Here is an 11258-nt window from a genome sequence, read left to right as displayed (position 1 = left end):
GCGGGCGAACGTCAGGCTCTGGGCGGTCGTTCTGGTCCCGCGGGCGTGCGGGAGGGCCGGTGATCCACGAAAAGAACGGGGTGAGTCGCGTCCGCGCTGACGGCGCGGCTGACCTCGGGCGCGGGCGGCGGCGCCGTGAGGCCGCCATGGTGGCACTGGCAGTGCGTGCAGCCGCGCGGATCGGCGGCGCCCCGGTCGGCGTTGTCCCTGTCTCCGGCGGGGGCGGCGACCTGGGTCGCCGTCACTTCGACAAAGGACGCGCCCGCCTCCTCGGCGATGCAGGCGGCGGCGTCGACCGCTGTCGCCAGGACGAGGAACGACAGGAACGACGCCAGAAGCGTCGCTATCAGTCCTCGTCTCGCCAGGCCCTTGCGCATGGGGCCCTGTAGCACGCGCCGCCGTGTTCGTAACCGCGTCATGGCCGCGCCGCGCGATAGAAGGTGATCGAGCCCGTCAGGGTCGGCAGCACATGAAGTTCGCGAACGCCGACGAAGCCGGCCCCGGCGATCAGGGCGGGCAGGACGCCGTCGGCGTTCGGCTGGGTGTTCTCGTAGCCGTCGAGCGACTGGACGATGCGGAACAGGGTGCGCATCGCGCCCGTCTGTCGCCCGTAGTCGGCGATGTGCAGCGTCCCGCCGGACTTCAGCGCCCGCCAACTCGCCGCCAGGCCGAGACGCTTCTCCTCCATGGGCAGTTGATGGAAGACGAGGCTGGACGCCACCTTGTCGGCGACGCCCTCGCCAACGAGCGAGGCCACGTCGCGCGCGAAGCCCTGGACGAAACGGATCGGCCGGCGGGCGGCTTCCGCCTTCACCGCCGCCCGGCTGAGGATGTCGCCGTCGGGATCGAGGCCGATGATGCGCGCGTCCGGCGCGCGGCGCGCCAGGGACACGGCGAACGATCCGGTCCCGCAGCCGAGGTCGATGATCGTCTCGCCGGCCTCCGGGTCCACCTGGTCGAGCAGTCGGGCGCGCCAGGCCCGCTCCCGGGTCAACAGGGCGATGGCGGGATCGTAGAGGCCGCTCAGGGCGGCGTGGCCGAGCGCGGGGGTGAAGCTCGCGGTCACGCCGCGGCCTTCAGCTCGGCGCGCGATTGTTTCAGGATCGACCAGGCCGACTGCAGGAAGACCACCGCCAGGATCGCCCCCGCGATCAGGTCCGGCCAGCGGGAGGCGGTCAGCCACACCGCCAGACCGGTGCCGGCGACCACCACGCTCTGGATCAGGTCGTTGCGCGTGCACAGCCAGACCGAGCGGACATTGGCGTCGCCCTCGCGGTGGCGGACCAGCAGGAGCGCGGCCAGGGCGTTGGCGAAGAAGCCCAGGGCGCCCAGGCCGGTGATGACGAACCCTTCCGGCGGCGCCCCGGAGGTGGCGCGCCAGATCGCGTAGCCGAGGATGAACAGCGCCAGCGCCGCGAGACTGGCGCCCTTGACCAGGGCCGCTCCGGACCGCACGGCGACCGTGCGCCCGATCACGGCCAGGCTGATGCCGTAGGTGGCGGCGTCGGCCAGGAAGTCGAGGGCGTTGGCCCCCAAGGCGGCCGAGCCCTGCAGGGCCGCGCCGCCGGCGATGGCCAGGAAGGCGGCCCCGTTGATGGCGATCACCGCCATGAGGATGCGCCGATAGGCCGGCGTGGCGCCGTCGAACTTCACGGTCGCGCCGCAGCCGCAGCCGGAGGCCGCCGGTTCAGAGGATAAGGGACGTTCGGTCATGGCTCTCCACCTGTCATCATGAGGATGCATCCTCCAGTCGCTGGAGGATCAAGCGGAAATTCGCGCCCGCGGCCGAAACTCCGGACTCGCCGACGGGTCTTGATCCTCCAGCGACTGGAGGAGTTAGGATGCGGACCGAGCCGGAGCGAACCCACCATGAGGCCGATGAACGCCGAACAGAGAGAGATCGCCGCCCGCTCGGCGGCGGCGATCGCGCTGAGCGCCGCGGCGGTCGCCGCCGCCTGGCTATGGCTGCCGCCCGCGCTGCTCGGCGCCACGCCGGATATGGCGACGGCCGATCGGCTGGCCTACGCGCTGAAGGCGGACCTGCCGGTCTTTCTGTGGCTCGGCGGCTGTCTGAGGGCTGTGGCCAGCATCCGGTTCCGATCGGACGCCGACCGGCCGGGCGCAGCCTACGGGTCGCCCAGCGCCCGGCTGGCCGTGCCGGCCGCCGTACTTCAGAACTCCCTCGAACAGACGGTCCTGGCGGTGGGCGCCCATCTGGTCCTCGCCACCGTGCTGCGGGGCGAGGAGATGATCCTGCTGCCGGTGCTGGTCGCCCTCTATCTGGCCGGTCGGGTATTCTTCGCCCTGGGTTACGCCAGGGGCGCGGCCGCCCGAGCGTTCGGCATGGCCCTCACCGGCACCTCCACCATCGCCGCCTTCGGCGTCGCCCTCGTCCTCATGGGGCTCGGCCGATGATCCCGCGCCGGGTCGCCCTCCGGCCATCCGTCAAACCCGAGACGACGCAATGACCCAGCCCTCCCCCGCTTCATCGGGCCTGCGCCCGATCGGCAAGCTCGCCGCCGCCACCGGCGTCAAGGTTCCGACAATCCGCTTCTATGAAGAGATCGGCCTGCTTCCCGCGCCGCCGCGCACCGCCAGCGACCGGCGCATGTATGACGACGCGGCGGAGCGCCGCCTGTCCTTCATCCGGCATGCACGCCAGCTGGGCTTCGACCTGGACTCGATCCGCTCCCTGCTGGACCTGTCCGATCACCCGGACCGGCCCTGCGCCGAGGCGAACGTCATCGCCGAACGCCACCTGGCCGAGGTGAAGCAGAAGATCGCCCAGCTCAGGGCGCTGCAAGGCGAGCTCTCGCGGATGACGGCGGAATGCGCCGGTGGCCGGGTCTCGGCCTGCAAGGTGATCGAAGCCCTGCACGATCACCCGGCGTCGCTTTGAGCGCGACAGTCTCGCGGCGCGAATGCTAATGCGAGCCGCTCACAACTAGGTTTCCCATGCGTCCTCTGTTCCACCTGCTCGCCCTGCTGTTCGCCATGGCGCTGGCTGGCCCCGCCCTCGCCCAGGCCCCGTCCGCCTCGGAGGCCCAGGTGGCCTGGCGGCTGCTCGACTATGTGGCGGTCGACTACGCCGGCGCTGTGGCCGATGGCGAGATCGTCAACCCGGCCGAATACGGCGAGATGATCGAGTTCAGCACCCAGATCCGGACGCGTTTGGACGCCCTGCCGGCCAACCCGGCCAAGGCCGCTCTGGCGCGCGACGCCGCGGGCCTGCAGGCGGCCATCCGGGACAAGGCCGATCCGGCCGTCGTCGGCGCCCGGGCGAAGGCCCTGGCCGGCGCGGTGCTGACGGCCTATCCGAGCCCGCTGGCGCCTTCGTTCCCGCCCGACCTGGCTCGCGGCGCCGCCCTCTATGCCGAGCAGTGCGCTGTCTGCCACGGCGCGACCGGTCGCGCCGACGGCCCGGGCGCCGAGGGGCTCGACCCGCCGGCGATCGCCTTCGCCGACCTGGAGCGCGCCCGCCAGCGCAGCGTCTTCGGCCTCTACCAGGTGATCGACCAGGGGCTGGAGGGCACGGCGATGGCCAGCTTCTCGCACCTTCCGGCCGAGGACCGCTGGGCGCTGGCCTTCTATGTCGGCCGCTTCGCCTTCACCGACGCCGAAGCCGCCGAGGGCAAGCGCCTGTGGGACGGCGATCCCGCGGTCCGTGCGGCCTTCCCCGACCTGGCCGCCCTCACCCAGACCACGCCGGCCGACCTGGCCACCCGCCTCGGCGAACCCCGGGCGCGAGCCCTGACCGCCTATCTGCGGCGTCATCCCGAGGCGGCGGCGCGCCCGGCCGGATCGACGCTGACCCTGGCGCGGACGCGCCTGGCGGAGAGCGAGGCGGCCTATCGCCGGGGCAACCGCAAGGCGGCGACGGACCTGGCGCTGTCCGCCTACCTCGACGGCGTCGAGCCGATCGAGCCGGCCCTCGGCGCCCGGGACAGCGCCCTGATGCGCCGGGTCGAGACCGCTATGACCGAGCTGCGCGTCTCGATCAGCCGGGGCGCGCCCGCCCGGGAGGTCGCGGACCGGGTCGCGCGTGCGAACGCCCTGCTGGACACGGCCGAGCGGGCCCTCGCGCCCCAGGAGGCGGACAATCTCGCCAGCTTCCTCGGCGCCTTCACCATCCTGCTGCGCGAAGGCCTGGAGGCCCTGCTCATCGTGGTGGCGATGATCGCCTTCCTCAGGAAGGCCGAACGCCCCGAGGTGCTGCGCTACGTCCACGGCGGCTGGGTGGCCGCGCTGGTCGCCGGCGGCGCCACCTGGGCGGCCGCGACCTTCTTCATCTCCATCAGCGGCGCCAGCCGGGAGCTCACCGAGGGCTTCGGCTCGCTTCTGGCCGCCGTCGTGCTCGTCTCGGTCGGCATCTGGATGCACGGCAAGTCGCACGCCGACGCCTGGCAGACCTATATCCGCGACAAGCTCTCCCACGCCCTGTCCAAACGGTCGGCCTGGTTCCTGTTCCTGCTGGCCTTCGTGGTGGTCTACCGGGAAGTGTTCGAGACCATCCTGTTTTATGCGGCGATATGGAGCCAGGGCGGCCATGTCGGCATGCTGGCCGGCGCCCTGACGGCGGTGGCGATCCTGGCCGTGGTGGCCTGGGCCCTGCTGGCCTACAGCAAGCGCCTGCCGATCGGCCGGTTCTTCTCCCTGAGCTCGATCCTCATGGCTGTCCTCTCGGTCGTCCTGGTCGGCAAGGGGGTGGCGGCGCTGCAGGAGGCGGGCTGGCTCGATGTCCACCCCCTGGCCTGGATCCCCCGCATCGAGATCCTCGGCCTCTATCCGACCGTCGAAGGCGTCGCCGTTCAGCTGTTGACGATCGCCATCCTCGTGGTCGGCTTCTCTCGGCATGGGACGCCGAAGGGCGCGCGGCCGGCCTCTTGAGCGGCCGTCTCCGTCTGCGGCCCTCAGACTGCGGCCCGTCGGCAAGGATATCGGCGCCGCTTGGGCACGAGGGCGCCGATACCCGAACGATCCGCGGATACCAAAGATGCGGGGCTGCAGCCGATGGCTGTGAGAGCCCAGCCTTGGTGTGCGGAGATTAAGCTCCCTATTCTCCGCACCATGCGCGGAGAATAGCCTTGCTCTTACGGCGAATAACGCCCATATTCTCCGCAAGGAGTGCGGTGAATGGCGGAGTACATCCACGAGATCGAAGGCTGGCCGCGTCTGGACTGGCGCGCTGACGCGCTCGCCGATCGCCTCGCGGCGGTCCGTCACCGCCAGGGCCTTCTACTTGGCCGGATGCATACGCTCGGCTTCGACCTGCGCGCTGAAGCGGTTCTCGAGACCCTCACCGAAGACGTGCTCAAGTCCAGCGAAATCGAAGGCGAACTGCTCGACAAGGATCAGGTGCGATCCTCGATCGCCCGCCGCCTCGGCATGGATATCGGAGCCCTCGCCCCTGCGGACCGCAACGTCGACGGCGTGGTCGAGATGATGCTCGACGCGACCCAGAACTTTGCGTCTCCGCTCACCGAGGACCGCCTGTTCGCCTGGCACGCCGCCCTGTTTCCGACCGGGCGCAGCGGCATGACGAAGATCGTCGTCGGCGCCTGGCGCAACGAGAACTCCGGCCCGATGCAGGTCGTCTCGGGCCCTTTCGGACGAGAGCGCGTGCACTACGAAGCGCCGCCCGCCGCCCGTGTGCAGGACGAGATGCGGGTGTTCCTCGACTGGTTCAATGACGAGCCGCGGACGGATCCGGTCCTCAAGGCCGCGATCGCTCACCTGTGGTTCGTGACCATCCACCCGTTCGACGACGGGAATGGCCGGATCGCACGCGCGATCGCCGACATGGCGCTCGCCCGCTCCGAGAAAAGCGCCCAGCGCTTCTACAGCATGTCCGCCCAGATCCGGCTGGAGCGCAAGGACTACTACGCCACCCTGGAGACGACCCAGAAAGGCGCGCTTGACGTGACCCTCTGGCTGGACTGGTTCCTTGGCTGCCTCGATCGCGCGTTCGACGGCGCGGAAGCCACCCTGACCCATGTGATGCGCAAGGCGCGCTTCTGGGAGGCGCTCGCCGGTCAGACGTTGAGCGGGCGCCAGAGCACGGTCATCAACCGGCTGCTCGACGGCTTCGAAGGCAAGCTCACCTCGACCAAATGGGCGGCGCTGACGAAGTCCTCGCCCGACACGGCCTTGCGCGACATCAACGATCTGGTGGATCGGGGCATCCTCGTGAAGGATGAAGGCGGCGGGCGCAGCACGAGCTACTCCCTGGTCGATCGAGGATAGGCGGCCTCCTACGGCGCCGGCGGGACTCTGGGCGGAGCGGCTCCGCTCAAGAAGCGGGTCTCAACAGGGTGAATCGCAATTCGCCACTTCTGGCGAGTTACGCCAAGACGCCAGCTTATTTCCCCAGAAGTGGCGACTTACGACCTTTGCCAAGCGCGCGACGCCCCAAGCCGCCGCCGACGCGGCCTCAAGCCTGACGCGCGATGGCGATAGCCGGGAGATCGGCGGCGGCGTCGACCGGAGTTCCGGCCGCCTTGCGCTCGGAATAGCGGTCCACGAGCTGGGACGCGTGGGGCCGGACAAGGATGGTGAAGCGCACCAGTTCCTCCATCACATCGACGATGCGCGCATAGTAGGCCGAGGGCTTCATCCGCCCCGCCTCGTCGAACTCCTGGAAGGCCTTGGCCACGCTGGACTGGTTGGGGATGGTGATCATCCGCATCCAGCGGCCCAGCAGGCGCAGGGTGTTGACGGCGTTGAAGCTCTGGGAGCCGCCCGACACCTGCATGACCGCGAGCGTCCGGCCTTGGGTCGGGCGCATGCCGCCCAGGCTCAACGGCAGATGGTCGACCTGCAGCTTCATCAGGCCGGACACCTGGCCGTGCCGCTCCGGGCTGCACCAGACCATGCCTTCCGACCACAGGGCGTGCTCGCGCAACTCGCGCACCGCCGGATGGTCGTCGTCGCCGGGCGCGCCCGGCAGGGGCAGGTCGGACGGGTCGAAGATGCGGGTCTCGCATCCCATGCGCTGCAGCAGGCGGGCCGCTTCCTCGACGCAGAGCCGCGAGTAGGAGCGTTCGCGCAGCGACCCGTACAGGAGAAGAATGCGTGGCGGGTGGTCGTGCGGACCCAGGCCGCCCGCCGGATCGCTCGACAGAAAAGCCGCGTCCAGGGCCGGCAGATGATCCGGATCCGGCAGCGGCCGCAGACGCGCGAAGGTCATCCGAGATCCTTGGTGAGATAGGCGGCCGAGGCCGGGCAGATGTCCGTGAACTCGCCGGTTCGCCGGATCGCTTCGGGCGCGGTCTCCCGATCGGCGGCGACGAAGCCGCGCCGGATGAAGAAGGGCTCGGCCGTCGTGGTGAGCAGGTGAAGACGTTCCCCGCCCATGTCGCTCGCCACGGCTTCGGCGGCGGTCAGGATGCGGCTTCCGAGGCCTTGCGCCTTCCTGTGGGCGGATACGACCAGGGAGCGCAGCAGCAGGTCCCGCCCCTGCCCTTCCAAGCCGACGTATCCGGCCAGGGCGCTGTCGTCGTCGGCGCGGAAGTAGCGGCCGGCGCCGGGGTCCGGCAGGCCCTCGGTTCTGAGCGCGGCGATCAGACCGGAATCGTTTGCATCGACGCGGTGAAGCCCGATCATCAGACGACGTCCGCCGGCGGGGCGGTGTCCGGGAACCAGCGCCGGCCCATCCACAGCGCGACCGACACCAGCAGGATCAGCACCGGCACCTCGACCAGCGGCCCGATGACCGCCGCGAAGGCCACCGGCGAGGTCAGCCCGAACGCGGCGATGGCCACCGCGATGGCCAGTTCGAAATTGTTCGAGGCCGCTGTGAAGGCCAGGGCTGTGGTGCGCGGATAGTCGGCCTCGATCAGCCTGCCCAGGAGGAAGCTGACCACGAACATGACGAGGAAGTAGATGGTCAGCGGAATGGCGATGCGCAGGGCGTCGAGCGGAAGAGCCACCACCTCGCCGCCCTTGAGGCTGAACATGACCACGATGGTGAACAGCAGGGCGACCAGGGTGATCGGCCCGATGCGCGGCAGGAAGCGGCGCTCGTACCAGTCGGCGCCCCGGCGGGCGATCAGACTGCGGCGGGTCAGGAAGCCGGCCAGGAACGGCAGGCCGAGGTAGATCAGAACGGCGCCGGCGATGGTCCAGACGCTGACGTCGACCACGCTGCCCTGCAGGCCGAACAGCGGCGGCAGGACCGTCAGGAAGATCCAGGCGTAGAGGCTGAAGAACAGGATCTGGAAGATCGAGTTGAAGGCGACGAGCCCGGCCACATACTGGTTGTCGCCCCGCGCCAGCTGGTTCCAGACCAGCACCATGGCGATGCACCGCGCCAGGCCGATCAGGATGACGCCGGTCATGTATTCGGGCTGATCGCGCAGGAAGATGACCGCAAGGACGAACATCAGCACCGGACCCAGCACCCAGTTCTGGAACAGGGACAGGGCCAGCACGCGCCTGTCGGCGAACACGCGCGGCAGCGCCTCATAGCGGACCCTGGCCAGCGGCGGGTACATCATCAGGATCAGACCGATGGCGATCGGGATGTTGGTCGCGCCGACCGAAAGGCTGTCGACCCAGGCGGGAAGGCCGGGAACCAGGGTTCCCAAGGCGACGCCCAGACCCATGGCGGCGAAGATCCACGCCGTCAGCCAGCGGTCGAGGAAGGACAGGCGGCGCGGCGGCGCGGCCTCCGACACGGGCGTATCGATCATCGTCCCACCCGCCGGCCGTCGACGTCGATGACCACCTCGCCGTCCTCCTTGGTGAAGGGTTTGAGGCCCTCAGCGGGCAGAAGGTCAAGCACGGCTTCGGACGGCCGGCAGAGCCTGACGCCCAAGGGACTGACGACGATCGGCCGGTTGAGCAGGATCGGATGGGCCTCGATCGCGTCCAGAAGCTGATCGTCCGTCAGGTCGGGATTCCCGAGCGCCAGTTCGGCGAAGGGCGTGTCCTTCTCGCGCAACAGGTCTCGCAGCGGCGCGCCGGTGCGTTCGGCCAGCCAGGCGACCATGGCGCGCGACGGCGGGGTCTTCAGATACTCGACGACGTGCGGCTCGATGCCGAGGTGGCGAACGAGTTCAAGCGCGTTGCGCGACGTCCCGCAGGCCGGGTTGTGATAGATGACGATGTCCACGGGATCCTCAGGGGCAGCAGGGCGCGAGTTCAGCCAGCAGAGGCTCACACAGGTCCGCCCGGCCCCCGCAGCAGTCCTTGAGCAGGAAGAGGACCAGGTCGCGAAGCCGGTCCAGATCGACCCGGTAGATGATCGACCGGCTGCGACGCTCGGAGCGGATCAGCCCCGCGCGGGTCAGGACGCCCAGATGGGACGACAGGGTGTTGGCCGGGATCGCCAGATGGTTTGCGATTTCACCGGCCGGCAAGCCGCCGGGTTCGTGACGCACGAGCAGGCGGAACGCCTCCAGCCGCGTCGATTGCGCCAGGGCGGAGAGCGCCAGGATCGCGGGTTCGGTTTCCATAGTTCCGAATTAGTCGAAATATGGATATGTGCAAGCCCTCTCCGCGCACAACGCAGTAAGCCTACGGTCGAGAGGTTGGCGGCTAGGCCTGACGCGGTCTTTCGACTTCGATTCCCACGACACTGTGGAGATATTCGATGGCCCAGGCCGACCCCCCGCTGAAGCGTACGATCAAGAAGCCCCAGTTGCGCCAGATGGTGCCCCTGGCCGACAGCACCATCTGGGAGATGGAGCAGCGCGGCCAGTTTCCGAGACGGTTCCTGCTGACGCCGCGCTGCGTGGTCTGGGATCTCGCCGAGGTCGAGGCCTGGCTCGCGCTTCGCCGGGCCAAGCCGATCCGCAGGGCTCCGCCGCCCGACGTGCGCAAGCGGGTCAGCCGACCGGTCAGAGCCGCGGATCGAAGCGAGGACCGGCCGTTTCCGGGATGACGAGCACGGGCGTGAACGCCCGCCCGGCCTCCCAGGCGTCCACGGCGTTCGACCACTCCTGGGCCATGTGACGGCGCTGGGCCTCGAACTCGGCCTTGTTGTAGACGCCGCGGGACGACCGCTCCTCGTGGGCCAGACATTTCTCGATCCAGTCCGAGTTGAAGCCCATCTCGTGCAACAGCGTCGAGGCGGTGCGCCGCAGGTCGTGGACCGTGAAGGGCTCCAGCGGCAGGTCTCGCTCGCGCGCCCGCTCGGCGATCGCCGAGGTCACCCGGTTGAAGGTCGCCCGCGACATCGGCGCGTCGGCGTCATAGCGCGAGGGCAGGATGTAACGGGAGTTTCCGGCGCAGGTCTTCAGCGCGATCAGGATGTCGAGCATCTGGGTCGAGAGATAGACGTTGTGCGGCCGCGACCGCTTCATCCGCTCCTTCGGAATCGACCAGACCGCATTGGCGAAGTCGACCTCGTCCCAGACGCCATCCTGCAGCTCACTCTTGCGAACCATGCTCAGCAGGATGAACTTCATGCCGAGGCGGATCGTCGGCAGGGTCGCCACCTCCCCCAGCAGGCTCAGCGCGATCCGGATCTCCGTTGGCGACAGCGACCGGTCACGTGGCCGGAAGGTGGCGATCGAGGCCGGCCCCACCCCGTCGGCGGGATTGTCGATCTTCTCCCCGTGCAGGATGGCGTAGGCGTATATCTGTTTGACGATGTCGCGCACGTGCACGGCCGTCGCCGGCGCGCCCCGCTCGACGATCGTCTTGCAGTGGGCGCGAAGATCGTTGGGGGTGATCTCGTTCAGCAGGCGGGTGCGCCATTGAGGCAGGATTTCCCGGTTGAAGATGGACCGCCGCATGTTGCGGGTGCTGTCCGCCATCGGAGCATGATCCATCCATCGGATCGCCACCTGCTCGAACCTCTGGGCCTCCTTCAGCCGGCGCTTGACCCGCTGCTTGTCCAGCGCCGGCGAAACGCCTTCGGCGATCTGGCGCTTCGCCTCGACCAGCTTCTCCCGCGCCCTGGCGAGCGAGAGCCCGGTCGGGCCGTAGGCGCCGAACGTGACCGTCTCGCGCCGCCCGTTGAAGCGGTAGTCGTACTTGAAAGCGATGCCGCCTGTCGGTGTTACGAGGACGTACAAACCGTCCCTGTCGGTCTTTTTGTAAGGCTTCGTTTTTCCACGTGTATTTCGCAATTCAGCGTCGGTGAGCATGCCGTTTTCACTCCAAAAGACCGTCAGGCGTTTTCGGGACCTTTCGGGATCTTTTTCCTCAGCCAAATCCGCAGCTTGGCTCAGAAAAAAGACCGTCAGGACGCCCTCGGCCCTATGACGGTATGGAGCGGAGTCTCCGCGAGCAATGGCGGCGGGACCGTCGGA

Annotated in this window: 14 protein-coding genes; 5 read left to right on the top strand and 9 right to left on the bottom strand. The window is 69.1% G+C overall.

Going from position 1 to position 11258, the window contains the following annotated elements; translation table 11 throughout:
* Positions 1-11: 11 nt before the first annotated feature.
* The 3 genes from LG306_RS07975 to LG306_RS07965 are packed head-to-tail and all read right to left on the bottom strand — an operon-like array spanning position 12 to position 1713.
* Entirely contained in the window at positions 12-377 is a 366-nt protein-coding gene (locus LG306_RS07975; protein ID WP_404419572.1) for a DUF2946 family protein, read from the bottom strand.
* Between the two features lie 38 nt (positions 378-415).
* A complete protein-coding gene (locus tag LG306_RS07970) occupies positions 416-1066 on the bottom strand; it encodes a class I SAM-dependent methyltransferase (protein WP_184272773.1) in 651 nt (216 codons plus the stop codon).
* Positions 1063-1713, bottom strand: a complete 651-nt coding sequence (locus LG306_RS07965) for a cation transporter (protein ID WP_184272770.1) — start codon at positions 1711-1713, stop codon at positions 1063-1065. Before LG306_RS07965 ends, LG306_RS07970 begins: the two co-directional genes overlap by 4 nt.
* Before the next feature lie 156 nt (positions 1714-1869).
* On the opposite strand from LG306_RS07965, the gene LG306_RS07960 reads away from it, so the two are divergent.
* The 4 genes from LG306_RS07960 to LG306_RS07945 all read left to right on the top strand — a co-directional run bounded on the left by LG306_RS07960 (position 1870) and on the right by LG306_RS07945 (position 6243).
* A complete protein-coding gene (locus tag LG306_RS07960) occupies positions 1870-2415 on the top strand; it encodes an MAPEG family protein (protein ID WP_184272767.1) in 546 nt (181 codons plus the stop codon).
* A gap of 79 nt (positions 2416-2494) precedes the next feature.
* Complete coding sequence (locus LG306_RS07955; protein WP_185224826.1) at positions 2495-2899, top strand: helix-turn-helix domain-containing protein; 405 nt, start codon at positions 2495-2497, stop codon at positions 2897-2899.
* Positions 2900-2955: 56 nt separating this feature from the next.
* Complete coding sequence (locus LG306_RS07950) at positions 2956-4887, top strand: cytochrome c/FTR1 family iron permease (RefSeq protein WP_293824786.1); 1932 nt, start codon at positions 2956-2958, stop codon at positions 4885-4887.
* 246 nt (positions 4888-5133) lie between these two features.
* A complete protein-coding gene (locus LG306_RS07945; protein ID WP_191558083.1) occupies positions 5134-6243 on the top strand; it encodes a Fic family protein in 1110 nt (369 codons plus the stop codon).
* 187 nt (positions 6244-6430) lie between these two features.
* Here the strand turns inward: LG306_RS07945 and arsH are convergent, their stop codons facing one another.
* The 5 genes from arsH to LG306_RS07920 are packed head-to-tail and all read right to left on the bottom strand — an operon-like array spanning position 6431 to position 9455.
* Positions 6431-7186: an arsenical resistance protein ArsH gene (arsH, locus tag LG306_RS07940; RefSeq protein WP_404419568.1), complete on the bottom strand. Its 756-nt coding sequence runs from the start codon at positions 7184-7186 to the stop codon at positions 6431-6433.
* Positions 7183-7602 carry a GNAT family N-acetyltransferase gene (locus LG306_RS07935; protein ID WP_184272733.1) on the bottom strand — a complete coding sequence of 140 codons (420 nt, stop codon included), beginning with the start codon at positions 7600-7602 and terminating at the stop codon, positions 7183-7185. The genes arsH and LG306_RS07935 overlap by 4 nt, the downstream gene beginning before the upstream one ends.
* Positions 7602-8690 carry an ACR3 family arsenite efflux transporter gene (gene arsB, locus LG306_RS07930; protein ID WP_184272728.1) on the bottom strand — a complete coding sequence of 363 codons (1089 nt, stop codon included), beginning with the start codon at positions 8688-8690 and terminating at the stop codon, positions 7602-7604. Before arsB ends, LG306_RS07935 begins: the two co-directional genes overlap by 1 nt.
* A complete protein-coding gene (gene arsC / locus LG306_RS07925; RefSeq protein ID WP_184272725.1) occupies positions 8687-9112 on the bottom strand; it encodes an arsenate reductase (glutaredoxin) in 426 nt (141 codons plus the stop codon). The genes arsB and arsC overlap by 4 nt, the downstream gene beginning before the upstream one ends.
* Before the next feature lie 7 nt (positions 9113-9119).
* Positions 9120-9455, bottom strand: a complete 336-nt coding sequence (locus LG306_RS07920) for an ArsR/SmtB family transcription factor (RefSeq protein WP_404419565.1) — start codon at positions 9453-9455, stop codon at positions 9120-9122.
* A 137-nt stretch (positions 9456-9592) separates the two neighbouring features.
* Between LG306_RS07920 and LG306_RS07915 the strand changes: the two genes are divergently transcribed.
* Positions 9593-9883 carry an AlpA family transcriptional regulator gene (locus tag LG306_RS07915; RefSeq protein WP_191558082.1) on the top strand — a complete coding sequence of 97 codons (291 nt, stop codon included), beginning with the start codon at positions 9593-9595 and terminating at the stop codon, positions 9881-9883.
* On the opposite strand, the gene LG306_RS07910 is transcribed toward LG306_RS07915, so the two are convergent.
* The gene (locus LG306_RS07910; protein ID WP_191558081.1) at positions 9840-11093 is read right to left on the bottom strand and encodes a site-specific integrase; all 1254 of its coding nucleotides are present in this window, start codon (positions 11091-11093) and stop codon (positions 9840-9842) included. The genes LG306_RS07915 and LG306_RS07910 overlap by 44 nt on opposite strands.
* Positions 11094-11258: the final 165 nt, after the last annotated feature.

This window comes from Brevundimonas vesicularis (assembly GCF_044807075.1).
Classification (GTDB): Bacteria; Pseudomonadota; Alphaproteobacteria; order Caulobacterales; family Caulobacteraceae; genus Brevundimonas; species Brevundimonas vesicularis_G.
Note: the sequence above shows the minus strand (reverse complement) of the source record. Positions and strands in the feature narration are given on the sequence as shown.